This window comes from Neobacillus sp. BF23-41 (assembly GCF_041106275.1).
On sequence record NZ_JBGBPR010000001.1, the window covers coordinates 259,796 to 284,977 of the forward strand.

At 37.3% G+C, this 25,182-nt stretch carries 28 protein-coding genes; 4 read left to right on the forward strand and 24 right to left on the reverse strand.

All coding sequences use genetic code 11. The features are described 5' to 3' along the window. Position 1 precedes the first annotated feature (1 nt). The 11 genes from AB7942_RS01145 to AB7942_RS01195 form a co-directional block, all read right to left on the reverse strand. Positions 2–445 (reverse strand): hypothetical protein, encoded by a 444-nt coding sequence (locus tag AB7942_RS01145; protein WP_369445492.1) that lies wholly within the window; start codon positions 443–445, stop codon positions 2–4. Positions 446–447: 2 nt separating this feature from the next. After that, on the reverse strand, positions 448–1,908 hold the full coding sequence (locus AB7942_RS01150; RefSeq protein ID WP_369445493.1) for a UDP-N-acetylmuramoyl-L-alanyl-D-glutamate--2,6-diaminopimelate ligase: 1,461 nt from the start codon (positions 1,906–1,908) through the stop codon (positions 448–450). A gap of 189 nt (positions 1,909–2,097) precedes the next feature. Then, positions 2,098–4,017: a stage V sporulation protein D gene (locus tag AB7942_RS01155; RefSeq protein WP_369445494.1), complete on the reverse strand. Its 1,920-nt coding sequence runs from the start codon at positions 4,015–4,017 to the stop codon at positions 2,098–2,100. Between the two features lie 431 nt (positions 4,018–4,448). Continuing rightward, on the reverse strand, positions 4,449–6,689 hold the full coding sequence (locus AB7942_RS01160) for a penicillin-binding protein (RefSeq protein WP_369445495.1): 2,241 nt from the start codon (positions 6,687–6,689) through the stop codon (positions 4,449–4,451). A 1-nt stretch (position 6,690) separates the two neighbouring features. Continuing rightward, the gene (gene ftsL / locus AB7942_RS01165; protein WP_088086297.1) at positions 6,691–7,044 is read right to left on the reverse strand and encodes a cell division protein FtsL; all 354 of its coding nucleotides are present in this window, start codon (positions 7,042–7,044) and stop codon (positions 6,691–6,693) included. Between the two features lie 59 nt (positions 7,045–7,103). After that, positions 7,104–8,036 carry a 16S rRNA (cytosine(1402)-N(4))-methyltransferase RsmH gene (rsmH, locus tag AB7942_RS01170; RefSeq protein WP_214715958.1) on the reverse strand — a complete coding sequence of 311 codons (933 nt, stop codon included), beginning with the start codon at positions 8,034–8,036 and terminating at the stop codon, positions 7,104–7,106. Between the two features lie 63 nt (positions 8,037–8,099). After that, complete coding sequence (gene mraZ / locus AB7942_RS01175) at positions 8,100–8,531, reverse strand: division/cell wall cluster transcriptional repressor MraZ (protein WP_066252575.1); 432 nt, start codon at positions 8,529–8,531, stop codon at positions 8,100–8,102. Between the two features lie 155 nt (positions 8,532–8,686). After that, a complete protein-coding gene (gene bshC, locus AB7942_RS01180) occupies positions 8,687–10,321 on the reverse strand; it encodes a bacillithiol biosynthesis cysteine-adding enzyme BshC (protein ID WP_369445496.1) in 1,635 nt (544 codons plus the stop codon). Positions 10,322–10,408: 87 nt separating this feature from the next. Beyond that, the gene (locus tag AB7942_RS01185; protein ID WP_369445497.1) at positions 10,409–10,885 is read right to left on the reverse strand and encodes a DUF3397 domain-containing protein; all 477 of its coding nucleotides are present in this window, start codon (positions 10,883–10,885) and stop codon (positions 10,409–10,411) included. Continuing rightward, entirely contained in the window at positions 10,801–11,703 is a 903-nt protein-coding gene (locus AB7942_RS01190) for a 2-dehydropantoate 2-reductase (protein WP_369445498.1), read from the reverse strand. The genes AB7942_RS01185 and AB7942_RS01190 overlap by 85 nt, the downstream gene beginning before the upstream one ends. 117 nt (positions 11,704–11,820) lie before the next feature. Beyond that, positions 11,821–13,344, reverse strand: coding sequence for an acyl-CoA carboxylase subunit beta (locus AB7942_RS01195; protein ID WP_369445499.1), 1,524 nt, complete (start codon positions 13,342–13,344; stop codon positions 11,821–11,823). A 227-nt stretch (positions 13,345–13,571) separates the two neighbouring features. Here AB7942_RS01195 and AB7942_RS01200 point away from each other — a divergent pair, with 227 nt between their 5' ends. Then, on the forward strand, positions 13,572–14,048 hold the full coding sequence (locus AB7942_RS01200) for an N-acetyltransferase (protein WP_369445500.1): 477 nt from the start codon (positions 13,572–13,574) through the stop codon (positions 14,046–14,048). 35 nt (positions 14,049–14,083) lie between these two features. Here AB7942_RS01200 and AB7942_RS01205 read toward each other — a convergent pair whose 3' ends face one another. The 4 genes from AB7942_RS01205 to AB7942_RS01220 all read right to left on the reverse strand — a co-directional run bounded on the left by AB7942_RS01205 (position 14,084) and on the right by AB7942_RS01220 (position 16,444). Further along, on the reverse strand, positions 14,084–14,713 hold the full coding sequence (locus tag AB7942_RS01205) for an RsfA family transcriptional regulator (protein WP_369445501.1): 630 nt from the start codon (positions 14,711–14,713) through the stop codon (positions 14,084–14,086). An 82-nt stretch (positions 14,714–14,795) separates the two neighbouring features. Next, the gene (locus tag AB7942_RS01210) at positions 14,796–15,557 is read right to left on the reverse strand and encodes an enoyl-CoA hydratase/isomerase family protein (RefSeq protein WP_369445502.1); all 762 of its coding nucleotides are present in this window, start codon (positions 15,555–15,557) and stop codon (positions 14,796–14,798) included. A 102-nt stretch (positions 15,558–15,659) separates the two neighbouring features. Then, entirely contained in the window at positions 15,660–15,833 is a 174-nt protein-coding gene (gene rpmF, locus AB7942_RS01215) for a 50S ribosomal protein L32 (RefSeq protein ID WP_026566356.1), read from the reverse strand. Between the two features lie 83 nt (positions 15,834–15,916). Next, positions 15,917–16,444, reverse strand: a complete 528-nt coding sequence (locus AB7942_RS01220; protein ID WP_369445503.1) for a YceD family protein — start codon at positions 16,442–16,444, stop codon at positions 15,917–15,919. Between the two features lie 233 nt (positions 16,445–16,677). On the opposite strand from AB7942_RS01220, the gene AB7942_RS01225 reads away from it, so the two are divergent. Then, on the forward strand, positions 16,678–17,898 hold the full coding sequence (locus tag AB7942_RS01225; protein ID WP_369445504.1) for a nucleotidyltransferase: 1,221 nt from the start codon (positions 16,678–16,680) through the stop codon (positions 17,896–17,898). A 28-nt stretch (positions 17,899–17,926) separates the two neighbouring features. On the opposite strand, the gene AB7942_RS01230 is transcribed toward AB7942_RS01225, so the two are convergent. Beyond that, positions 17,927–18,946 carry a SepM family pheromone-processing serine protease gene (locus tag AB7942_RS01230; RefSeq protein ID WP_369445505.1) on the reverse strand — a complete coding sequence of 340 codons (1,020 nt, stop codon included), beginning with the start codon at positions 18,944–18,946 and terminating at the stop codon, positions 17,927–17,929. Positions 18,947–18,954: 8 nt separating this feature from the next. Beyond that, positions 18,955–19,734, reverse strand: a complete 780-nt coding sequence (locus AB7942_RS01235) for a patatin-like phospholipase family protein (RefSeq protein WP_369445506.1) — start codon at positions 19,732–19,734, stop codon at positions 18,955–18,957. 235 nt (positions 19,735–19,969) lie between these two features. Between AB7942_RS01235 and ylbJ the strand changes: the two genes are divergently transcribed. Then, positions 19,970–21,184 carry a sporulation integral membrane protein YlbJ gene (gene ylbJ / locus AB7942_RS01240; protein ID WP_369445507.1) on the forward strand — a complete coding sequence of 405 codons (1,215 nt, stop codon included), beginning with the start codon at positions 19,970–19,972 and terminating at the stop codon, positions 21,182–21,184. A 23-nt stretch (positions 21,185–21,207) separates the two neighbouring features. Here ylbJ and coaD read toward each other — a convergent pair whose 3' ends face one another. Together coaD and rsmD are read right to left on the reverse strand one after the other, a co-directional pair. Then, a complete protein-coding gene (gene coaD / locus AB7942_RS01245) occupies positions 21,208–21,693 on the reverse strand; it encodes a pantetheine-phosphate adenylyltransferase (RefSeq protein ID WP_088086284.1) in 486 nt (161 codons plus the stop codon). Positions 21,694–21,705: 12 nt separating this feature from the next. Next, positions 21,706–22,266, reverse strand: coding sequence for a 16S rRNA (guanine(966)-N(2))-methyltransferase RsmD (rsmD, locus tag AB7942_RS01250; protein ID WP_369445508.1), 561 nt, complete (start codon positions 22,264–22,266; stop codon positions 21,706–21,708). Positions 22,267–22,674: 408 nt separating this feature from the next. On the opposite strand from rsmD, the gene AB7942_RS01255 reads away from it, so the two are divergent. Continuing rightward, positions 22,675–23,064, forward strand: a complete 390-nt coding sequence (locus AB7942_RS01255) for a DUF7147 family protein (RefSeq protein WP_214715943.1) — start codon at positions 22,675–22,677, stop codon at positions 23,062–23,064. Positions 23,065–23,098: 34 nt separating this feature from the next. On the opposite strand, the gene AB7942_RS01260 is transcribed toward AB7942_RS01255, so the two are convergent. The 5 genes from AB7942_RS01260 to AB7942_RS01280 all read right to left on the reverse strand — a co-directional run bounded on the left by AB7942_RS01260 (position 23,099) and on the right by AB7942_RS01280 (position 25,170). Continuing rightward, on the reverse strand, positions 23,099–23,374 hold the full coding sequence (locus AB7942_RS01260; RefSeq protein WP_088086281.1) for a YlbG family protein: 276 nt from the start codon (positions 23,372–23,374) through the stop codon (positions 23,099–23,101). 154 nt (positions 23,375–23,528) lie between these two features. Continuing rightward, positions 23,529–23,972, reverse strand: coding sequence for a YlbF/YmcA family competence regulator (locus tag AB7942_RS01265; protein WP_369445509.1), 444 nt, complete (start codon positions 23,970–23,972; stop codon positions 23,529–23,531). Positions 23,973–24,032: 60 nt separating this feature from the next. Then, entirely contained in the window at positions 24,033–24,398 is a 366-nt protein-coding gene (locus AB7942_RS01270) for a hypothetical protein (RefSeq protein ID WP_369445510.1), read from the reverse strand. Between the two features lie 108 nt (positions 24,399–24,506). Continuing rightward, positions 24,507–24,746 carry a YlbE-like family protein gene (locus tag AB7942_RS01275; protein ID WP_335711450.1) on the reverse strand — a complete coding sequence of 80 codons (240 nt, stop codon included), beginning with the start codon at positions 24,744–24,746 and terminating at the stop codon, positions 24,507–24,509. Positions 24,747–24,765: 19 nt separating this feature from the next. Beyond that, the gene (locus AB7942_RS01280; protein WP_088086277.1) at positions 24,766–25,170 is read right to left on the reverse strand and encodes a YlbD family protein; all 405 of its coding nucleotides are present in this window, start codon (positions 25,168–25,170) and stop codon (positions 24,766–24,768) included. Positions 25,171–25,182: the final 12 nt, after the last annotated feature.

A 25,182-nucleotide genomic window follows, 5' to 3' on the forward strand; every position in this document is an offset into this window, starting at 1 on the left:
TTTATTCCCTCCTTTTAGGTTCGTTTTTATTAATTACCTCGTTTAATAACACAGATATATCATATGTTTCGTTATTTTTATTAAGAAGTTTTTTATTTGAAAATTTAAAGTTAGTTATCGCCATAATTTTGTCTGTTTCTCCATTTAATTTTTCAATATATCTTTTTAAAATTGTTACAATTGCATCAGCAGGATCGTTTGTAAAAAATACTGGAAAATGGTTCGGAGTATACCTTGGAAGATCGTGTTCTTGATTCCAAATAGCTGCAATTGCTCCATTTGCAATCGCTTCTGAAAGCTCACCGTACATTCCGTTAAATGACACAAATAATCCTTTTGGCTGCGCTTCGTTTGCTTGGTCGCTAACCGAAGTAAACAAAAAATCATCTTGGATTCCACGGCTAGAATCAAATAGACCTTCCAAGTCTTTCAAAGCTAAATACATAGCTATCTCCCCTCAATCGCTTCCCGTGCTACTAGCCTGTCATCAAAATCGTGAACGACATTGCCAATAATTTGATATGTTTCATGGCCCTTACCGGCTATTAAGATCACATCTCCTGTTGTTGCCTGTTGTATTGCTGTATGAATCGCTTCTTTACGGTCAGGTATGGTCATATATTTTTCACCCTCAACCCCCGCTTCCATTTCCTTCAATATTGCTAATGGGTCTTCACTTCTAGGGTTATCTGAAGTGAGGATAGGATCTGTGGCCAATTGACAGGCTATCTGAGCCATCAATGGCCGCTTCGTACGATCTCGATCTCCACCGCAGCCTACGATGACGAAGATTCTTTTTTTGGCAAAATGCTGAACCGTCTTTAATACATTTTCAAGGCTGTCAGGTGTATGAGCATAATCCACAATAACCGTGAAATCTTGTCCTGCATTTACAAGTTCAAACCTTCCTGATACACCTTCTACACTTTCAATGGACTTGATAATTTCATTAATTTCGACTCCGGACACAAGTGAAGCAGCAATACTTGCTAAAACATTATAAACACTGAATTTCCCAATTAATTGCATTTGGATCGGAAATTTTTCCGTTTCGACAAAGAGATTGAAATGAGTACCAGAGGAAGTCATTTGGATGTTTTTCGCTTGAATATCGGCCTTGTTGTCGATTCCATATGTAATTACATGTGCGGCAGTTGACCTGCTATACATATCAGAGGCAGGGTCGTCTGCATTTAAAACGGCAAATTTTGGTTTATGATGATCAAATGTATTACCGAGCTGGGCAAATAATAAGCTCTTCGCACGCTTATATTCATCCATTGTCTTATGATAATCCAGGTGGTCTTGCGTTAGATTTGTAAACACAGCCACATCATAATCGCAGCCATGGACCCTGCCAAGGTCTAAGGCATGCGAAGAAACCTCCATTACGGCAGTATTTACCCCTGCTTCAACCATTTGCTGAAAGGTTTTTTGAAGTGTCAAGCTTTCAGGTGTGGTGTTTTTGGTTTCAATCGTCTTTTCAGCTATTTTAGTGTACATCGTGCCAATCAAACCGGTTTTTTGACCAGCATCTACCATTATTTTTTCAATTAAATGACTGGTGGTTGTTTTTCCGTTTGTTCCTGTGATCCCAATTAAATGCAGCTTTTTAGTTGGCTGCCCATAAAGAGTATCAGCTAACACAGCCATTGCCCTTGTTGTATCTTTTACAAGAATAACAGGCACATCAAGTGATAACGGTCGTTCCGCAAGTATGGCTGCTGCGCCGTTTTTTACAGCTGATTCTGCAAAATCATGACCATCAACTGTATAACCTTTAATACAAATAAATAAGCTCCCTTTTTGCACCTTCCGATTATCGTTTTCGATCGATGTAATTTCTAGATCTTCACCTTTAAAAGGAACTAAAAGATGCAAATTCTTAAGCAGCTTTTGTAGCTTCATTTCTCTCAAATCCTCTCATGACCGTACATACATATTACCAGTATTTACCTCAAAATTCTTCTTAACGAAAGTTCCATCTTATTTTACATTAAAATATTTTATTTTGCTATTTAGTTATATAAGCTTAAAGAAAAAATTAGGCGGCGGAAAACATTCCGACCGCCCTAGCAATAAGAAATTCAACCCGAGTTATTCTTCTTTACCAAAATAAAGCCTAATTTTTGACCCTTCCTTTACTTTGGTTCCGGCTACAGGAGATTGCCTAATAACCACATCTCCCTCCCCGCTGGCATCTACCTTTAAGTTAATAAGCTGATCCATTAACTCCATTTTTGTTAAACCGGTAAAATCAGGAAGTTTTATTAAAGGAGTATCTGGCCATTTTAGTTCTTTTTCAATTTGATCCTTTCTCGGCTCAACCCCCATTGCTTTCATGCTATCCTTCATAATATTACCTACAATTGGAGCGGTAATGGTTCCCCCAAATGCCGTTACTCCTTTTGGGTTATCAACAGCAACATAAACGACAATCTGTGGGTCATCAGCAGGGGCAAAGCCCATAAAAGAAACAATAAAGTTATTTTCTAAGTATCTGCCGTTTTGTGCTTTTTGTGCAGTCCCTGTTTTACCACCAACACGATAGCCTTCAACAAATGCCCTGCCACCTGTCCCTTGGGCCACTACACTTTCAAGTGCATGGCGGATTTCCTTTGAAGTCTTCTCGGAAATTACTCTTCTTTTTTCAACAGGAGAATTCCTCATTACAATCTCTTTGGTTACAGGATCAATTAACTCTTTCGCAATGAACGGCTTGTATAATATTCCACCATTGACCGCTGCTGACACTGCAGTTACCTGCTGAATCGGTGTTACAGATACTCCTTGTCCAAAAGCAGTTGTTGCCTGTTCAACAGGACCTACTCGGTTCAAATTAAATAAAATCCCTGTTCCTTCACCTTGTAAATCAATTCCAGTTTTCTGCCCAAATCCAAAATCCTTAACATATTTAAAAAGCTTTTCTTTTCCTAGTCGTTCGCCTAATTCAACAAATCCAGGGTTACACGAGTTTTCAACAACCTCTAAAAATGTTTGATCACCATGCCCGCCCCGCTTCCAGCATTTTAACCTTGCACCTGCTACTTGAACCGACCCAGAATCATGGAAATGTTCCTTTTCCAAGTTAACCTTTCCTTCATTCAATGCTGCAGCAAGAGTAATAATTTTAAAAGTTGAACCAGGTTCATAGGTTGACCAAACTGGCAGGTTCCGATTATAGACCTCTTGGGGTACATTCCGGAAATTAGCAGGATCAAAAGTTGGTCTGCTCGACATCGCTAAAATTTCACCACTATTTGGGTTCATTGCAATGGCGATAATTCCATCTGGGTTGTATTTTGCCTCAGCAATATCTAGTTCTCTTTCGACAATGGTTTGTATTTTTGAATCAATTGTCAGCTTCAAATCGAGACCGTTGATCGGCTGCTCATAATCATCTGCCATATCGTTCATTCTTTCACCTTTAGCATTCGCATAGAACTTAACTGAGCCCCTTTCACCACTTAGCTCTTTATCATAATATTGCTCTAGTCCCATCAACCCCTGGTTGTCCACTCCTGCAAACCCAAGTACATGTGAGAGATAACTCCCCATGGGATAATGCCGCTTGGAGTCTTCCCCAATATAGACCCCTTCAAGACCCAGGGATCTGATTTCCTTAGCCTTTTCATGAGAAATTTTTCTGCCTTCCTTAATACGAACAATTCTCTCCCTTAATGTGATATCCCGGTATGCCTTTTCTTTTGACATATTTAAAACGGAAGCCAGCTTTTCCGCGGTTGTTGCTGGGTCCTTTATTTGTCTTGGTACTACCCAAACAGTGGGGGTACTTATATTCGTTGCCAACGGCACCCCATTACGGTCTACAATTTCTCCTCGTTCAGGTTCGAAAGGGATATTACGGCTCCAAGAGTCTTTTGCTCCTGCGGTCAACCAATCACCCAAAACAAATTGAACATACCCAAGCCGTACATCAATAATTAAGAAGGTTAGAATACCAACGAATAGAGCAATCATTAATCGTTTACGGACAGTTACATTTGAAACTCGCATATTTTGAACGACCCTCCTTTTTCTATCGTTCATTTATATGCTTGTACTTTTTTTATTAGAACGCAGACAACCGTTAATAAATAAGAGAAAATCCCGCATTAGAAGCGGAATTTTCTTAGGCTATCGAAAAAACTTTCGATAGCCTTTTAATTCACCCAATTCCTTTATCAGCTCACCGCGTAGTATATATTGGCTTTTCAACATGTCTGTTGATTGGCGCTCCAGGCACTTCGCTTTCCGCGGGCGTGCCGGAGGACCTCCCCGCGGAAAGCGAGTGCCAGGAGCGGAAATTAACAGGCCAGTTAGCAGAGACAATCAATCAATTAATAAAAAATCGGTAATTTAGATTAGACAAAATAAATAAATTGCCGAGAAATATACCCTTTCTCGACATTATGACAAAATCCCGCTCTAGTAAGCGGGATTAACGTTTAATCTTGAACTATTTCTTCAATGTTTTCTTCTGATTGGTCTTGGCCATTTGAATTAGCCTGATTTTCTTGAGTCCACTGTTCTTCAGGGGTTTTTAAATCAACTATTAAGAAATCACCGTTTCGCATAATCGTTTTTGGTTTGATATTTTGCTGAGTTACGTAGCCTTGTCCCTTTGAATTTAGTTTTAAGCCAGCTATATTAGCTACTTTCATTACATCTCTAAGTGACCAGCCTGTCATATCTGGGGCTAGTTTATCTCCATTTGTTTGGATGATTACCTTTTCTCCCTCTAAAACAGTCGTACCTGACTCTGGTAGTTGTCTGACAACTTTTGTTCCTTTGCCTATTACAACGGTTTCAATGTCCTTTGCCTTAAGTTCTTTTTCTGTTGCCTCGACCGACTTCCCGATAAAATCTGATAGTTTATTTAATTGTGCTTTTTGACTCTTAGAAGGTTGGATATTTAAATATTGCAAGCTGTTTTTCATGACAGGATTAAAAATTGCCGAGACAGGAAGGGCACCTAAGCCGGTTCCATCAAGATCAGGCTGCTGAACAGCAACATATACAATCAACTTCGGATCATCCTTAGGTGCCATGCCTAGAAACGAAAACATATAGTTATCTGCCCCTTGTAAATATCCTCCGTTCGGTCCTGGGATATTAGCTGTCCCCGTTTTACCAGCGACACTGTAACCATCAATTTTGTAACGGCCACCCGTTCCTTTAGGTGAGGTAACCACGGTTTCAAGGATATCACGAACCTGTTTGGCAGTCTCTTTTGATATAGGAGTTGAAACGACCTCAGGAGTGGTTGATTTAATCGTTTCTCCTGTGTCATGATTGACAATTTTTTTGACTACATGCGGCTTTATCATTTTCCCACCATTAGCTATCGCTGTTGCCGCTTGAATTTGTTGAATCGGTGTAATTGCCGTTCCCTGTCCGTATGCAGTTGTAATTTTTTCAATCGGATAAGTAAACTGAATCTTTCCTGAGGTTTCATCGGGAAGATCAATACCCGTAGGTTTATCAAAACCAAATTTTGTTAAATATTCTCTTAACTTTTCAAAACCCAACTTCTCCTTCGCAATCTTAGCAAATGCAACGTTTGATGAACGTTGAACACCTTCAAGATAGGTGATGGTTCCCCAGCCGGAGTAATTATGGTCATGAATTGCTTTATCCTTTTTGGTAACTTGATACGAACCAGATTGATAGGTTTCATTCGGATTAAAAACCTTTTCTTGCACCGCTGCTGCAAGTGTAAATATTTTCATTGTCGATCCAGGTTCAAATGAGGTTTCAATCGCTTCATTATGCCAGCCTTTATCAATTCCTTCTTTTGTTTTTGGATGAAAGGACGGTCGTTGCCCCATCGCTAATATTTCTCCTGTTTTCGGATCGGCTACAATCGCAATAATTTTTTGAGGTTTATATTCCTTATCTACCTTGTTCATTGCATCTTCTAAAAAGGTTTGAATTTTTTGGTCAATGGTCAAATAGACATCATTACCATTTTGAGCAGGAGTAATTTTTTCCTTCTCGTCCGGAAGTATATAGCCCCACAAATCACTCTCAAAATTTAATTTACCATTTTTTCCTGTTAATTCATCATTTAGAATTTTCTCGATTCCCATTTTCCCAATTGATTTAATCGTTTTATCCTTTTGCTCAATCCGGTCTGCATAACCAACTAAATGTGAAGCAAAAACTCCGTTTGGGTAAAAGCGTTTGGACTCACGGAGAAAAGTTATTCCAGGCAACTTTAAATCTTCTATCTTTTTCTTTGTCTGATTAGTAATATCTTTGCCTTCCTTGCCAAACTCAACCTGAAATTTCTTATTTCTTATTCCTGTAGTTAAAATACTATAAATCTCTGACTCATCCATTTCTAAGTATTTAGCTAATTCCTTTGCTGTTTTGTCTGGGTTTTTTACGTGTTGCGGTTTTTTGGGATTCGTCGTCATCTTCTTATCCAAAATAGCGATTAATTTATAGGCATTCGTATCTTCAGCAATTACCCCGCCATTCCGGTCTAAGATATTGCCTCTTAATGCCGCCAAATTCCCTTCCCTGCTATATTTTTCTTGAGCTTTCGCTGCAAGAGGCTGCCCGTCTACTTCTCCAGAGATTTGAATCGAAAAATACCTGAAGAGTAATACAAAAAAGAGCAAGCCAAATAATCCAAATAAAATGGCTGCTCCTGCATTCATATATGGTTGTTTCTTGTTCATTTTAATGCACTACCTTGACATTATTTTCATTTTTAATAAGGCCCATTTCCTTGGCCTTTTCATAAATTCGATCGTAGGCACTTAATTCGCTTACCTGAACCTGTAAATCACTATTTACCTTCTGTTGTTCGGACACCTTTGCTTCGATAACCTGGATGTCCTTATTGACCTCGTAAATTTTAGATTGGTTCGAAATAATGTGAATGGCCCCAAAACATACAAATCCAGCAAAGGCTAATCCAATTATTTTTTCTCCTGGAGTAAGCCAGGATTTTTTGATAATTACTTGACCTTTTTTTTGGACTTTCTGCTCTGTTTGTTGCTGCTCTAGATACTTCCTGGCAAGATTACTCAAACGCTTCCCCTCCAGATTTTATTCATTTTCTACCACCAATGCCTAGGTGATGGTATTTTTTATAATTTTTCTGCAATACGGAGCTTTGCAGATCGGGCACGATTGTTTTGTTCTAACTCTTCTTCAGATGGAAGAATTGGTTTCCGTGAGATTAGCTTTAAGATCGGTTTATACTCATCTGGAATGATTGGTAAACCTGGAGGTAAATTAGGGGTTTCACTTGCTTTCTTAAGGGCTGCCTTGCAAATCCTGTCCTCTAGAGAATGAAAGGTAATAACACTTATTCTCCCCTCTGGGTTTAATAAGTCAATTGCCTGATTTATCGACTTTTCAAACACAGCTAATTCATCATTAACAGCAATTCTTACTGCTTGAAAAACTCGCTTGGCAGGATGTCCACCTTTTCTTCTAGCAGGTGCTGGAATAGCATCCTTAATCAATTCAACTAATTCTGCCGTTGTTTCAATTGGTTTTGCAAGTCTTGCCGCTTCAATTTTACGTGCTATTTGTTTAGAGAATTTTTCTTCGCCATAGCGGAAAAAGATGCGGACCAAGTCTTCATATGCCCAATGATTAATCACATCATAGGCAGAAACATCAGCATCATTATCCATCCTCATATCGAGTGGTGCATCATGATGATAGCTAAAACCTCTTTCTGGTGTATCCAATTGTGGTGAGGATACCCCAAGATCGTAAAGGACTCCGTCAACTTTAGCAATTCCTCGATCATTAAGCTCTTCTTTTAAATATAAGAAATTGCTTTTTATTATCTCTAAACGGTCTCCATATTGTGCCAACTTCTCTTTAGCATGTGCAATAGCTGTTTCATCCTGGTCAAATGCAAATAGTTTACCGCGGGCTCCGAGTTTTGAAAGGATCAAGGAGCTGTGTCCCGCCCCACCCAAAGTACAATCAACATAAATACCATCTGACTTAATATTTAATCCATCAACAGCTTCCTTTAACAACACAGTTGTATGTTCAAACATGTAGTAACCACCTTTTCCAATCGAACGATATATAACAGAAAATATATTAACATAATTTATCCATTATATATCAAAGCCAATCATATTTTCTGCAATTTCCGCAAAAGATTCTTCAGACTGTGAAAAATAGTCTTCCCAAATCTGTTTGCTCCAAATTTCAATTCGATTGGAAACACCCAAAATTACACATTCTTTTTCTAGCTTTGCATATTGCAATAGTGGTGCTGGGATATTAATTCTTCCTTGCTTATCAAGTTCACTCTCTGTTGCTCCAGAAAAGAAGAAGCGGGTAAAAGCACGGGCATCTTTTTTTGTCAGAGGTAAGCCTTTTAACTTTTCTTCAATAAGCTCCCACTCTGATATGGGGTAACCAAATAAACATTGATCCAATCCACGTGTGATAATAAACATTTCACCAAGCTCATCACGGAATTTGGAGGGCACAATCATGCGGCCTTTATTATCAATGCTGTGATGGTATTCACCCATGAACATACCCATGACCCCCACTTTCTATTAAAAATGTACCACATTCCCCCACTTTCCACCACCTATTTTATAACTATTCGCGTTAATTCTTAATAATCCTGTTTCATGATGTTATTTTTTTACAAAAAAAAGAAAAACTCCACAATGTAAGTGAAGTTTTTCTATATTTTCATGACCTTGTGCCTTCCATCAAATTCGAATCTTCCTGTCATTAAGTCATTAATAAAATTCAATCCATATTGATTTAGATAATAAAATACATTCCAAACCCTCTCTTGCGGAAAACCATCAGGTCTTAAAGCAAGATCAACACGCGCATATTTTTTGATCATATTATCGTGCTTTAATCTTACTGCTTCATCAAGTTTCTTTTTCAAAAAATCGATTTCTTTTAATAGGTAATCTTCGTTTTTCTTAAATAATGGTAAGAGGCCGCGGTCTAACTCAGCTGTTTTTGCTTCAATTTGTCTATATTGCTTTACTAATTGTTCTTTAGTAATTGAAAATAGTGACTCCACTTCTTTGTCTTTTATCGCTTCTAGAAATTGGTGTCTTCCTTTGTCCGTTCCATTGCTCAAAACCTCTGCTAAATTTAGATGCAATTCTGCAACATCTGTTTCCACCGATCGATCAAGGATGGTAATATTCAAACGGGGAACGATCGGCGGCATCTTCATATCAAAATGCTCAAAAACTAGTTTGAGTTCTGCCCAATATGATATTTCACCTGGCCCCGCAATGAACGCAACAGTTGGAAAGAGCCATTCCTGCATTAACGGACGCGTCACCACATTATTGCTTAAATTTGCCGGATTCTCCTCAGCTAGCACCACTAATTGTTCTCTCGTAAATGCCAAGGTCCCATTTTTCCCCACAAAACGATCATTTCCTCTATCGTACTCAAGTAGAATCCGTTCACTCATTTTCTGATCATAGTAGAATAGGTTGGCATTTTCTTCACTTGCATCAAGCGTAATCGGAAAACCCTTTTTTCCAATTTCCCTTTGTTGTTCCAATAATTTGTTTGTTATCGCTTCATGGTGAAGAATTTGACTTTTTAAAAATTCTTTCTGCAGCAAACGAAACTCTCTGTTACCTGAATCAACAATTAATAACCCATAATCCTTGAACAATTCCATAATAATATTTGCGAAGAAATCGACGAAGGTGGTTGATATGGATATTTGTTCTTTCGCAAATTCTAATAGTGTATTCGTATGCTCTGTCTCACCGAAATTCTCAATTAGATTATTAACCCATGCTAGACAGCTTTCTTTGTTTAACTGAATATCGGAGACCATTTTCTTATTAACTACTCTCTCCGGATAGGTCCATTTATCTACCTTTCGATTAACTGGCACAAACACATGATTAACTTCTTGGAAATCATGATCTTCGCCTGCAATCCAAAATACTGGAACGACTGGTACTCCAAGCTGCTCTTCCTTTTGCTCTGCTAATTTAATAATCGAAATGACTTTATGTATTGAATAAAGCGGTCCTGTGAGGATACCTGCCTGCTGACCACCAATAACTACGAGGCTATTATTTGTTTTAAGTTTATCTACTGACTTGATAACAGCTTCAGACGATGGAAACTGCTTCATAAAGCTCTCAATGTGTTCAGCAACCTCTATGCGAGGAAATGACCGGTTACTTAGTTCAGAAACCCTTTTGGCATCATCGGTTAATTCATTATACCTGTAATGAAAAAAAGACTCGATTTCAGTAGACTGTTCCAAATAATTCGAAGCAAACCGATTTGTTGCTGGTAAAGAGAGATTTAAAATCTCCATTCATGTACTTCCTTTCTGATCACCCAAATTCATTCTTTTAAGAGTATACCACTACCAACCGGATTTGAAAAAAACTTTGGCTTGAAATCAGTTGGAAAAGGTAAATATTAATGCACGATGAATTAATCCATATAGCGTTAAGGTGATGTATGCAAGGAGAAAGAGGATAAAATTAAAACGCCAAAAACCCTTCATCACTTTTTTCAAAACAATTTCTTCTTTTACCTTCCAATGAACAAATACAAAAATCATCGCTATTAAAAGCATTATTAGTATTATTAACCAAAAAAGTGATTTACCCCAAATAGTAGCGATTAAAAAATGAACGGAAATAATAAATAAAATCGTTGTATAATCAAGTGCCCTGTGGACTGATTTTCGCGTATTGTTTGTCACCAGTTTTGTTATAAAAAAAACGATGAATAATCCTAAAAATGGTAAAGTGAAGAAAATAGTTATAATGGAGGATAGAAAAGTAATCAAGGATTTGCCCCCTTTATCATTTCTTTCCCTTTTATTAAATAATAAAAGTTCTCTAACTGAGGTGCTGCCATTTTCTTGCATTGTGCTTCTTCTAAAATATACCCTAAGATTGCATCTACTTCTGTCATTCTGTTCGCTTCAATATCTCTAAGCATGGAGGAGCGGTTTTCGGAGGTGTTTTTACAAATATCAATAATTTGTAGGAGATGTTCTTCAGCATTTTTCAAATTTAATACTGTAGAAATTTCGGAATATAAATTTTTTAATACTTGAAAATAGTATTGATTATTTATTAATTCGCCATTTTTAACCTGAAGAATTGCCGTTAATGGATTAATGACTGCGTTGACAATTAATTTATTTTGCAGCATTTGAAAGTAATCCTCTTTGAGAACAAGTGGAAATTCGATGGGTGCTGAAAAAACAAATTCACTCAAAAGTGTTATATCTCCCTTGAAAACAGCAACATTAGTTATACCTTCACCATTATGGGATACAGTATATGAATTTTCTTTAAGGGCTCCGTGCTCCACTGAGCCCACATAAATATTAGTAAACGGGATTGTTTCAAGCTGTTTTAAATGCCCCATGCCATTCTGTAAAAATAATAGATTGTTAGGAATTACCGGTAATTGATTTATTTTCTCAATGATTGGATAAAGTTGATACTGTTTGACCGTGATAATTGTTAAATCCTCTACTCCCTTCCACTCTGTAATTGGCAGGGCCTGTACAAAGGATTTCGTTTGTTCTCCTTTTTTCTTTAGTACGATTCCATTTTTATTTATCTCAGATGTTTGCTCTGTTGATCTACAGTATATCGTAACCTCAAACGCCCTACTAATATAAGCGGCAAATAATAAGCCAATTGATCCAGCACCTATAATTCCAACCCTCATGGTAACCCCTCTTTTTAGTCATCTTTACCCATATTTTATCAGATGCTGTCGATAGTTTGTTAGAAAGATTAGAAAAAATAAGCCCTATTCGACAACCGCCGAATAGGGTCTATAAAATTATACGGGGTAAACCGGATGCTTACGCACGCTGAAATTTAATTCTTTCGTTTCATAGTAAGCAAAGCGTTGAATAAGTATATTTCGTAATTCAGACGGAGCGACGATTTCATCGATAATAAGCTCTGAAGCAAGCTTGTAAATGTCGATATGCTCTTTGTATTCTTTCTGTTTTTCTTGTACAAAAGCAATTTTTTCTTTCGGGTCGGTTATTTCATTAATTTTGTTTGAATAGACCGCATTGACAGCGGCTTCTGGACCCATAACGGCAATTTGTGCGGTCGGCAACGCGATGCAGCAATCAGGTTCAAAAGCGGGACCTGCCATCGCATATAGACCAGCACCATAAGCTTTCCTAACAATTACAGATATTTTCGGAACAGTAGCTGAGCTCATAGCAGCAATTAATTTTGCCCCATGACGGATAATTCCTGCACGTTCAACCTTTGTTCCAATCATGAAACCAGGTACATCTGCCAAAAATAATAGCGGAATATGAAAAGCATCGCAAAGCTGAATAAATTTTGCGGCTTTATCAGCGGAATCAACAAACAAAACGCCGCCTTTTACTTTTGGCTGATTAGCAATAATTCCAATAGCTCTTCCATCGATTCTAACTAATCCCGTTATCAATTCCGGGGCAAATAATTTTTTAATTTCATAAAAGCTATCTTGGTCCACAAGTCTATCAATACATTCATACATATCAAACGGTGCGTTTTGGTTTTCTGGAATGATCGCTTCTAGTTCACGGCCTTGTTTCGCTGAAGTGCCTTCAGTCATCTTTGGTTTTTCTTTAAAACTGCTTGGAAAGAAACTGATATACTTTTTAGCTGATTCAATCGCATCTTCCTCACTATAACTGAGAACATCTCCACAGCCGCTGACAGAACAATGCATCCTGGCACCGCCCATTTCCTCAAGCGTTACTTTTTCGCCGATAACCTTTTCTGCCATACGTGGTGATCCCAAATACATCGAAGCATTTTGATCGACCATAATGACAATATCGCAAAATGCCGGGATATAAGCCCCACCAGCAGCGGATGGGCCAAACAGAATACAAACTTGGGGAATCATCCCGGAAAGCTTCACTTGATTATAAAAAATTTTTCCCGCACCTCTTCGATTTGGAAACATCTCTAATTGATCTGTTATTCTTGCTCCTGCTGAATCGACCAGATAAAATAACGGAACTTTTAATTTCTCCGCTACTTCTTGAATGCGGATTATTTTTTCAACCGTTCTTGCTCCCCATGACCCTGCTTTGATTGTTGAATCATTTGCCATGACACAGACAGTCTGACCTTTAACTTTACCAATCGCTGTTACGACACCATCTGCAGGAAGGTCACCAGCCTTAAAATTGGCGAATTTACCATCTTCTTCGTATTTTCCTTCATCAAACAATAATACAAGACGCTCACGAACAAAGAGCTTTTTTTGTTCTTTAGCCTTCTCATGATATTTTGGATGTCCGCCCGATTCAATTATTTTACGGTTCTCGTTTAATTGATTATTCAATAATTCTCCTCCTCAAAAAACGTCCGTTAATATGTTTCTACATCATTTTCTAAATTTCCTGCAATCTTTGAAAACGCTCTCTGAACTTATTTGAAGAATTTTTTGAGGTTTTGTTATATAATGAAGGTAATTCATTTGAATAATGCTAAATTAATTTCATATCATGATATTCAGGAACAAATGAATATATACAAGATTATGAGGTTTTCATATTTAGGAGGTCGACTATGGCAGTTAAAGTGGAAAGACTTAAAGTAAACTTTAAAACACTAGAAGAGTTTAAAAAGTTTAAAGAATATGGGATTCAAGAATTGTCTATGCTTGAAGATCTTGAAGCAAATATGGTTGATAACAATAGCGACTCACCATTCTACGGGATTTATTTCGGGGACAAACTAGTAGCACGAATGAGTTTATATCAAATTGATGCAAAATTTGACCGCTACTTCTATCCGCCGCAAAGTTACTTAGAAATATGGAAGCTCGAGGTATTGCCTGATTATCAAAGTAAGGGGTATGGCAAAGTGCTTGTAGAATTTGCGATGAGCTTTGGTCTCCCGATTAAGACGAATCCTAGAGTTCAATCAAGGAGTTTCTGGGAAAAAATGGACTTTGCCAATGTAGAATACGATATGGAGCGTGACCGTGGAGAAAATCCATTGGTTTGGTATCCTAAAGGCGTCGAACCACAACATCATAATTAAAAAAAATGAAAAAGCGGACATTAGGTCCGCTTTTTCTACTTTTCTACTCTTTCAAGGTTCCCGTTTTTATCCATTTGGAATTTAACCTTTTGTTGTCGGTCCTCATCCTGAAGGACGACCATTTTTCGAGCTCTTTCCATAATTTCAATTAATGATCGATAATCCTCTTCGATTGCCTTTAAATTTTTGGATAATCTTTCATTTTCTGCTGCTAAATAGAATGCCTTCTTTTCCAACTCTTTGATTTTTTCAAAAGATCTCTTCCTGTCTGCTTCATAATCGGATGAAGCTTGCGCTTTATGATGGAGACCCTCTAAAAATTGAATAACAGCCGAAAATGTAATTGTGCTGTTTGGCTCATTTCCCATTGATGAAGGAACGGTTTCTACTTTAACTGCTTCCTGAATAGTCTCTCCTTCATTCGAGACAGGTTGCTTTTTCAACTCTTTACGCTGCTTTTTGGCAAGCTCTATTCCTGATTTATATTGTTTTCTAACAAATGAATTCCAGCGAAAGCCACAGGCTGCAGAGGTACGCGAAAGCTGCTTCCCTACTTCCTCAAACGCTTGCAGCTGTGTCCCGCCTTCACGGATGTGCCGTAACACAACTTCAGCAAGCAACAAGTCTTCGTCTTGGGACCATGCATCTTGTCGAGTTGGTGACATTAAATCATCCCTCCTAGTGTTTTTATAATACATATGCATCTACTAGAAAAGATAGACTTAATCAAAAGCGCTGTTTTAATCTTTATTCATTGTTTTTACCTATAAAAGTTTTTACATATTGATGATGGGCATCACTTTCCCACAGTAAGGAACAATTTCTTACCTCTTCCTCTATTCTTTCACGCAGTTTAGTTTCCTCCCACTTTCTAACCCAAAGCATTTTATAGGATTTCAGCACACTTCGATCATTTGTTAACATTTTCTCAAGGTATGCTTCACAAGCCTGAAGAGAGTTACCCCTATATAAAGCATCTATAAAACCGATTTCGTTTAAATATGATGCTGTTTGCAGTTCAGCTTCTATTAAAAGCTTCATAGCAGCTGAGACTGTGAACTTTTCTGATAAAATTGAACCTCCGCCCCAGCCTGTTGTTATCGCTTGCTTACCTTGTACAAACCCTGCCTTTATACCCTCTCGCGCAATACGAAAGTCGCAAGCTGCTGCAAGTTCACACCCGCCTCCAATCGCTGTTCCATTTATGAGTGCAATGGTTGGAACCGCTAAGGTTAGCAGCGAATAAAGAATATTAGCCATTTTAGAAAGCATTGGGTACGCTTCTTCCTTTGTATGAAGCTTGTGAAAAACAGATAAATCTCCTCCCGAACAAAAAGCACGGTCGTCTTTTCCAGTAATCACAAGTGCCTTTATATCTGGTTCAGAGGCTCTTTTTATAGCTTCAGCTAAGCCTTCCATCACGTCAAAATTAATAGCATTTCTTTTTTCAGTTCTATTAATCGTAAATAATAAATAACCCTTTTCCTGTTTTTCAATCGAATAAGACAATCTATCTCAACCTTTCATTACTTATTTAGAGTATGTATTTTTTTTAAAACGACAAAAGCACAAGGGCTTTAACACCCTTGTGCTTTCTATCTTACCTTAAAATTAGTCGTTCACTACGTCTTTTCCTTTGTATGTTCCGCAAGCTTTACATACGCGGTGTGAAAGTTTCATTTCACCACAGTTTGGGCAGCTTACCATACCAGGTACGTTTAATTTAAAATGAGTACGACGTTTTCTTTTTGCAGTTTTAGAAGTCCTTCTAAAAGGTACAGCCATTCTTCCCACCTCCTTAAAGAGTATTAAGAAAGTAATGAAGGCCAGGAATGCTGGGTCTTCACTTTGCTTCTTAGATTTGTCGATTATGATTCGGAAGAAGAATTGTTTTCGTCAAAAAACTTTGCGAGAACAGCTAGTCTCGGATCCATTTTTTTAGATTGATCTTCCTCATGAACAACTTCCCAATCCTTGCCAGACTGTGGAGCAGCGTCTTCATGATTAACATCGTCACAAAAAACTTGCATTGGAACTTCAAGTAAAAGAATTTCTCGAAGGATTGGCATTACATCAATCACATCACTATTTACTTGATATGCTTCCTCTTCAGTTTCATAAACTGAACCTTGCAAGAGGAACGTTTCAGTTGTTTCGACATTAATTGGAAGTTTTACATCCACTAAAGTACGAGAACAAGGAAGTATTAAGTAACCTTCGATTTGTAAATGGAATGTCACTTTTGTTGAATCGATATCTCCCCGACCAGTAATATGCATCGGAGAAACTTCTCGGATGGTTGGATCATCTTGTTTGATCTCATCCACACGAACCATCTCATCAATCATAAAATCCTTGTTTCGATATTTTTGTAATTGACTTAATGTCCATTTCAATTGAATCACCCCAAGGCAACAAAGGTAATTATAGCCTTCGATAAATTTTTTGTCAATGTTTTTTCTTTACACCCCGTCAGGTGATTAAAAGCAATCGCTCATATAGGTTTCCCATACTAGTTTAACCAGATAAGCTATTTGCAAACATCTTTAATATCTTATCATATAATTTGATTGGTTTCCTTAAATTATTGATATAATGTTAGTAGTTAAAAAAAAAAGGGAGAAAATAAATGAAATCTGTTGGTTTAATAGTGGAATACAACCCTTTTCATAATGGACATGCCTTTCATTTACAAGCATCAAAGGAGGCTGCAGAGGCAGATGTTGTCATTGCAGTAATGAGCGGAAACTTTTTACAACGTGGAGAACCGGCACTTGTTTCCAAATGGCAGCGCACCAAGATGGCATTGTTAAATGGGGTAGATATTGTCTTTGAGCTTCCCTATCGCTTCGCTACTCAGAAAGCGGAAACGTTCGCAAACGGTGCTGTGTCAATTTTAGATGCAGTCGGCTGCAACTCTCTCTGTTTTGGCAGTGAAAGTGGAGATTTACCCTCCTTCATTCAAACTATCGATTACTTAAAAGAACAACAAAACTCATTTAATGAAAACATCAAATGGCACTTAGATACTGGTGTCAGCTATCCTAAAGCTCTTTCCTTAGCTTTTAAACAATTGCCTGATGCAAATAATTATTTGGATTTAGCAAAACCAAATAATATTCTTGGACTTGAATACATAAAAGCAATCCAACGACAAAAGAGTTCAGTCAGACCGATGACAATCGCACGAAAAAACGCTGACTATCACGATGAACATTTTGCTTCTGCAACAATTGCAAGTGCGACGAGTATTCGAAAAGCCATTTTTACAGATAACGAAGGCCAAGCAGAAATTGATCAATATGTACCAGAGCAAACAAAATTTTTATTAAAAGAGTATGAACAACAATTTCAGAGATTTCACCAATGGGAAAATTATTGGAGCTACCTTCAATTTCGCTTGATTCATTCTAGCCCAAGTGAACTCAGGGAAATTTATGAGATGGAAGAGGGACTTGAGAACCGACTTCAAGCAGCAGCTCTTGTAACTGATAACTTTCATAAATTTATGCAGCAAATTAAAACAAAAAGATATACATGGACAAGGCTGCAAAGGTTATGTGTTCATATTTTAACGAACACAAAAAAGGGGGAAATAACGAGACACTCGGAAAAAGCCTCTTATCTAAGACTTTTAGGAATGACCAGTATGGGCAGAGAATACTTAAATAAGATGAAGTCTCACCTTAGTCTCCCCCTTATTTCAAAACTAGCCTCATTTAAAGAAAAAGAAATAAACCTTGATATTAAGGCAGCTCGGATTTATTCTCTAGGGATTCCTAGTCATTTAAAAAACAAAATGCTTCGTCAGGAATTTGAGCAACCGCCAATTTATATACAGGAAAAATAAAAATGATGATGCAGACGCACCATCATTTTTATTTTTCCTGTAGTTTTTCTAAATACCTAACTGCGTCGTCAAATGTATCAATTGGAACGATCTTCATTTTGGTTTTTATGTCCCTTGCAGTTTTTACTGCATTCCGGTAATTGGAATTCTTTATCCCTTTTTCATTAGGAGCTAAAAAGTACTCCGCCCCAGCCTTGTCAGCAGCTACGATTTTTTGTTCAATTCCTCCAATAGGTCCAACCGTTCCATCCACATCAATCGTCCCGGTACCGGCAATTTGATAGCCCTTAGTTAAGTCTCCTTCTGTTAACTGGTTATAGATTTCTAATGAAAACATGAATCCAGCAGATGGTCCCCCAATTTCATCTGTTTTTACTTTAACCTTTGGATTGACAACTATTTCTTTATCGTCCACTAGAGAAATCCCTATCCCCACCTTTTGAGGATTCTCTTTAAAAGGCTGAAGTTCTAATGTAACAGTCTTTGTACTTTTATTTCGTAAGTAGGTTAATTTCACCTTGTCCCCAGCTTGTTTTTTGCTTACGTAATCAATAAATTTTTCCGAAGAAGGCAATTGCTGCCCATCGACCTTAAAAATTCGGTCACCCGTGGAAAGCTTTCCGTCCGCAGGCATTTCTGGAATCACCTGCATGACATAGATCCCCTTATATTTATAATTTACAGGTAATCCCGCCTTACGGTAGGCAACTTCTATCGCATTAAGTTTTGAGCCTGCCATCAGATGGAGCTGTCTTGCATTATATTCTTCCTCTGTTTCTTTTTTATTTAAAATCATATCTAATGGATAAAGTTCTTCATAATTTCGTATCTTTGCTTCTAAATAGGAGTAAATATTTGCTCTACCCATTCTAACTGTTGTAAGCATAAAATTACCTTTATCTTTATCGCCGCCATCAACCATAATGATTGGTCCAAGTTCTTTCGCCATTCCAGGTTTTGAAACATAATAAGGCAATGAATAGAACATTCCCCAGATAAAAAGAATGGCAACGATTAGTGCAGAACCTATATATAATTTTTTGCGCATCGCATTTTCTACCCCTTCCACTGTTCAATCACGGTTTTTATTTGCTTTAGATGTTTTTTCGCTTCTTCCTCACCAAGATTAATGATCTCATCAATATTTGTGAAGGCTCGTGAACTATAAATTTCAACAGGGGGTCGAATCATTACACTAGCAGCGATCTCTCTATTGTTAATTATTTCCGCTTGCATAATGTCTATACTCTGCATAATCACATCGTAAATAGAGGTAATTTCTGCGTTCCGTTTCACTCTGGAGACATCTACTGCGATAACTATATCCGCCCCCATCTCTTTAGCCACAGAAACAGGAATACGGTCAGATACACCACCATCAACAAGGATTCTCCCATTATATTTTTCTGGAACAAAAATCCCCGGGATGGAAATACTTGCTCTTACAGCATTAGCAACCGGCCCCGTTTGAAAAACAACCTTTTCTCCTGTCAATAAATCAGTTGCGACGATACCTATTGGAATAGACAAGTCCTCAATGTTTTTTCCATGAGTAAAAACCTTAATAAATTCCTTTACTTTTTTTCCTGAGATAAATCCCATTTTCGGAACAGTAAAATCCAAAAAGTATTTTCTTTTAAAAGCTGTGGATAATTTATATAACCGATCCATGTCAATTCCTGCCCCGTAAAAACTTGCAACCAGCGCCCCCATGCTGCTGCCTGCAATCAGATGAATCGGAATTCCAGCATCTTTCAATGCTTTTATGACTCCTAAATGAGCAAACCCGCGTGCACCACCCGAACCAAGCGCCAAGCCTATTTTAGGGTGCTCCATTACTAAAGACCTCCTATTTAAACCTATTAGATGTTTTTTCTACGTAACAGACAGGACTTCCTGAAGCCAATCCACAGAAATAAGAAATCTCGTTCAATCTTATGGTCTAAATAAACGTTCTATGAGTATATTTGTTTTATATGAGGACAAGTCAGGATAAGAATATTTCTTATTTTACCATTCAATTAATTGATTGCACAGTTTCATCGATCCCTCTCGGAAGGAGGTTCCTTCATTGTTTCGTTCCAAACTAAAAACTATTTTTTTATCTATATCCGTCACTATTTTAGCTGCCTCCCTTATTTCTTTTCCTCAAGAGTCATTAGACGCTTCTATACGAGGGCTAAATATGTGGTGGGAAATTGTCTTTCCATCCCTATTACCTTTTTTTATTGTTTCTGAAATGTTAATTGGCTTTGGGGTTGTCAAATTTATCGGCGTATTATTGGAGCCATTAATGAGGCCTCTCTTTAAGGTACCTGGTGTTGGAGGGTTCGTTTGGGCGATGGGTATGGCTTCAGGATTCCCTGCTGGAGCAAAGTTTACCGCAAGATTACGTCAGGAAGGCCACTTAACACGAATTGAAGCAGAAAGACTTGTTTCTTTCACAAATTCTTCTAACCCTTTATTTATCTTTGGGGCAGTATCTGTAGGTTTTTTCTATAATCCTCATTTAGGTGTTATTCTTGCATTAGCCCACTATTTAGGAAATATTTGTGTTGGATTAATCATGCGTTTTTATGGGAATGAATCCCCTGACGAAATTAGTAAGAAAAATAAAAAGTTCAAAATCCGATTGGCTTTATCCGCTTTGCATCAAACAAGATTAAAAGATAATCGACCAATTGGTAAACTTCTTGGTGATGCAGTTAATTCTTCTATTCAAACTTTATTAATGGTTGGCGGGTTTATTATTTTATTTTCTGTGATTAACAAATTACTTTATCATTTACATATCACAGCGACACTTGCAAAATCAGTGGAGATCTTGTTATCCTCATTGTCTTTCCCTGAAATGTTAAGCATTCCTTTTATATCTGGTTTATTTGAAATCACATTAGGCAGCCAACTAACGAGTCTGGTTCAAGATGCTACTCTATTACAAAAAGCAATGATTACCAGCTTTATCCTGGCATTTAGTGGATTTAGTGTCCAAGCACAGGTTGCAAGCATCCTGGCACAAACAGATATCCGATTTAAACCATTTTTTATTGCAAGAATCCTTCAAGGTATATTTGCAAGCTTGTTTGCATTGATTTTGTGGAAGCCAGTTTACTTGCGTTTCAATAATCAAGAGCAACCTTCTAACGCTTTACCTGTTGGTTTTTTTGAAGACGGTTCATGGGCAGATCATTTTTATCATAAAATGATAGAAGTTGGTCCGCTTATCACCATTTTCTCCCTTTTAGTGTATGTGCTAATTTTGTTTTCCCGCGTAAAAAAACAATAAAAAAGAGCTGCCAAAGCTCTTTTTTATTGTTTTTTGAATTTCTTTTGTAATTCTTTTTCAACAATTGGTGGGACGAGCGTTGATATGTTCCCATTATATTTTGCCACTTCTTTTACAATACTGGAGCTTAAGAAGGAATATTGATTATTGGTCATAATAAAAAAGGTCTCGATATCTTCATTTAGCACTCTATTCATCGAAGTGATTTGCATTTCGTACTCAAAATCTGAAACTGCCCGCAATCCACGGATGATAGCATTAGCATTAACAGCCTTTGCATAATCAACAAGTAAGCCAGAATGGACATCTACCTTAACATTAGGAAGATCTTTTGTTACAGCCTTGATTAGATTCATTCGCTCTTCAACACTGAATAATGGATTTTTAGATGAATTGTTTAAAACACTCACATAGACAGTATCAAATACTTTGGCACCTCTTCTAATAATATCTAAATGACCATATGTAATTGGATCAAAGCTTCCTGGACAAACGGCTATTCCTGTCAAATTGACTCCCCCTCACTCAATATCTGTTCGTATATAAATAGTTATCGCGATCATTCCATACTTTTCATGTTTTATTTGGATAAACCGCCCTAATGATTTTGGTAATTCAACATCGAAGCTATGCTCACAGACAACGCATCCATCTATTTTTACTACATCCTGTTTATCCATTTTTTCCATTAAACTGACGAGTTGTTGTTTTTTGTACGGCGGGTCTAAAAATATGTAATCAAAGCAGATTTCTCTTTTTATGAGAGCCTTTAATGCTCTATCGGCATCATTGCGATAGACTTCCGTTTGGTCCTCAAATTTACAAGCTTTAATATTTTCCTGGATCACTTGAATGGCCTTTAATTCTCTGTCAATAAAAATAACTTTATCCAAGCCCCTACTAAGTGCCTCCAAACCTAATCCACCGCTTCCAGCAAATAGGTCCAATCCAATGCCGCCATCAAAATAAGGACCAATCATATTAAATAAAGCCTCTTTTACCTTATCAGTTGTCGGCCTCGTTGTATTACCTGGAACAGCTTTCAAAGGTCTACCTTTGCAAATCCCTGAAACCACTCTCACTACCATATCACCACATTTTTTCAGAAATAATTTCTTAATCCATCCTACCATAATATACAAAAAGGAGACAATTAGTAAGTGAATATCTTTTCATTAGAGTAATGATTTACAGAATATGATTCTTTCATCAGGAAAATTTATTCGAAAGTACGTATAAGCTTTTAGGTTGTGGAAATAATGTAATTAACAACATCAATTCGAGGATGTTGTTGCCAACCGCGGAGAAGACTTACGTTTCCCCATAAGTTCTTCCTCCGGTTTCTCCTCTCCCTTTGCCTTCTATCCTTTATGAGGATATGGAAGGAACCTGCAGAATTTTCTGCAGGTTTTTTTTTACTTATTATTCAAAAGATCGGAAATTAGTGGTAGAGTATTCTTGAAATAAGCCATTTTAAAGGAGAGTTTTCATTGATCCAGCGTTTTATTGAATTAGGAGAAGGATATTCAGATATATATGAACTGATTGAGCTTACAAATGCAAATCAACACCGACTTCAACATATGCTCGCACTGCACACAAAGATTGATGATCAGGAACGAACCTCATTGGTTGTCGTATTAAAGCCAACAGACCCAGGAAAATTTCAAGCCCTATATATTTGTCGGGAGGGTATTCCAAACCCAAAATTTATTTCAAATAAGAGGTATGATATCTTTGCTTCTACTGCTGTAAAACATGGTAAGCAAATACATGAGCTATCTGTTAAGCCGTCAACCATTTTTTATGAAAAAGAGCTGTATTACCAGCACTTAATCGGCATTCTCCGTCTTAATCATTATTTACTTCCGCTTCAATAGGAAAAGGTGAGGGGAATAAATATCCCTCACCTTTTTAAATACCCATTTTATAATCATATTCCTTTGCTTTATCTGGCGCCGAATTCTCATACTCCATTCTTAAAAATGGTTTATATGAAGGTTCTACTTTCTTTACAAACGAAAAAGAATTCAACTTTTCCATTATTTCATTCAGCTCTTCTTGATTACAATACAGAACAACATACTTCAACTTTTTTGAAACGTAATGAACGTTTCCGAAACGCCGAAGCATTTTAGCTTGTTTTAACGAGTAAAGCCAAACAACCAATCCTTGTCTTTGAACAAACATACTTTTTTCCCCTTCAACAAACCATCATTTTACATAAGTCTAGCATATTAAAACGTTCCTTTTCAATTCAAACTTTGCTACTTATTCCAGATAAGTGCTTAAAATCTGAAAAAATTGAAATTACAAAAAAAAATCAGCACAATTCGCTGATTTTTCAGCCGCACCCACAGCTTCCTCCACCGCCACAACCACTAACGTGGCTGGTTTTCGTTTCAAAAAACTGATTTCCTGTTGGAACTTTTATATGTTCAGAGACCGCACCGCCTACAATAATACTAATTGCATCTAGTAGGTCTTGCAAATCATTCTCAGCCAATTTGAATTCTGCTACCAGGGGATCCATATCCATTTCCCTTTTATTTTCGCGGATTTGTGTCATTACCTTTTTATAATCAGGATGGTATTTACCAAACCGCTGGACCTCGTCATATAACTCCTTTAGACGAACGAATTGATTTATTTTCCGCTGTGTTTCCTTGTTATTTTGCAATTTATATAAACATATTTGATATTGTTCAGCTATTTCAGATTCTAAAACCATCTTTGCCAATTGCTCAGCTTGTTCCAATAATTCAATTCTCTCTAACGTTGCAAGCATTTTACGCCCACCTCCAAAGATATTTTAACATGAAAGTGGCAGTAATGTGAAAATTTCATTTTATCTAGGGATATTTACCATAAATTCTTTCGCTAATCCATACGGTTCATTATTTGGATTGACAACTTCTAACTTTACCTTATGGGTTCCCGGTGAAAAACCTTTAATTATAAAAGCTGCCGCTTTAACCTCGCTATTTTTCTTTCCATCCACCCAAACAACAATCTTCCCGATTCTTCCTTTTGAAGGGTCTGCGTCACGGAAGCTGATTCCTGTAACAATACAATTAATTAAAACTGTATCACTTTCGATCTGGTGGTGGACATATAGTGAAGGAATTTCAGTTCTAGGTAAGACATTATTAAATCCAGTAAGGATTCCAATCAAAAAGATCATTAGGACTAATTGCGGAACTAGCTTTTTCATTTAAATTCACTCCTTCTTTTGCTTGTATTGTTCGCCTCCTTTTCTTTTTTTAGTCTTACTCCGCTATGACAAATAAAAAAAGCCACAAAATAAATCCTGTGACTTTGTTTAATTTTGATTTTTCATCGCCTGAAACATGTTATACATCATCGAAGCCATTTGTACACTATTCGAAAATTTATTCACTTGGTCAGGAATTGTTTTCTTATAATAGTGTAAGGATTCAATTTCAAGCGATTGCAAATCATATGGATTTCTTGACAGCTTTCTATACCATATTGGTTGTTCGCGAATGAATTGTTTTAAGTCCTTTTGACTTTCAATATATTGCAGTATATCTCTTCGCATAAGTTAAAGTTCCTTTCCATCAATCTTTTCTAAATAGAAATGGATGTTTAGGTCCTTCTGACGGCTTAACAGGACCTGTACCAGGGTTTTCTCCTTGAAATTGTGAAATTACACCTTGGATCGCCCCCAGAGCCTGACTTAGGTTATTCATGTGGTTTTGCATTTGATTCGGATCCATTTTCTTAACCATTCCCATAATATTAGAAAGCCAATCACCTTTAGACTCTGTGCTCGTTTCATCCACTGATCCAGTATCAGATCCCATCGATTCCCAGCGGCTATCTTCTTCACCCAATAAATACCAGTCTTCATATAGTTCCTGCCAAGTTGCCTGCCCTTTCCGTACTTCTTTAATTAGTTTTGGATTGTTTTTAACAAATTCTTTGAATTGTGACACGGAAGGGTGTAATTTTTTTTGTGTCATTTATCTCACCTC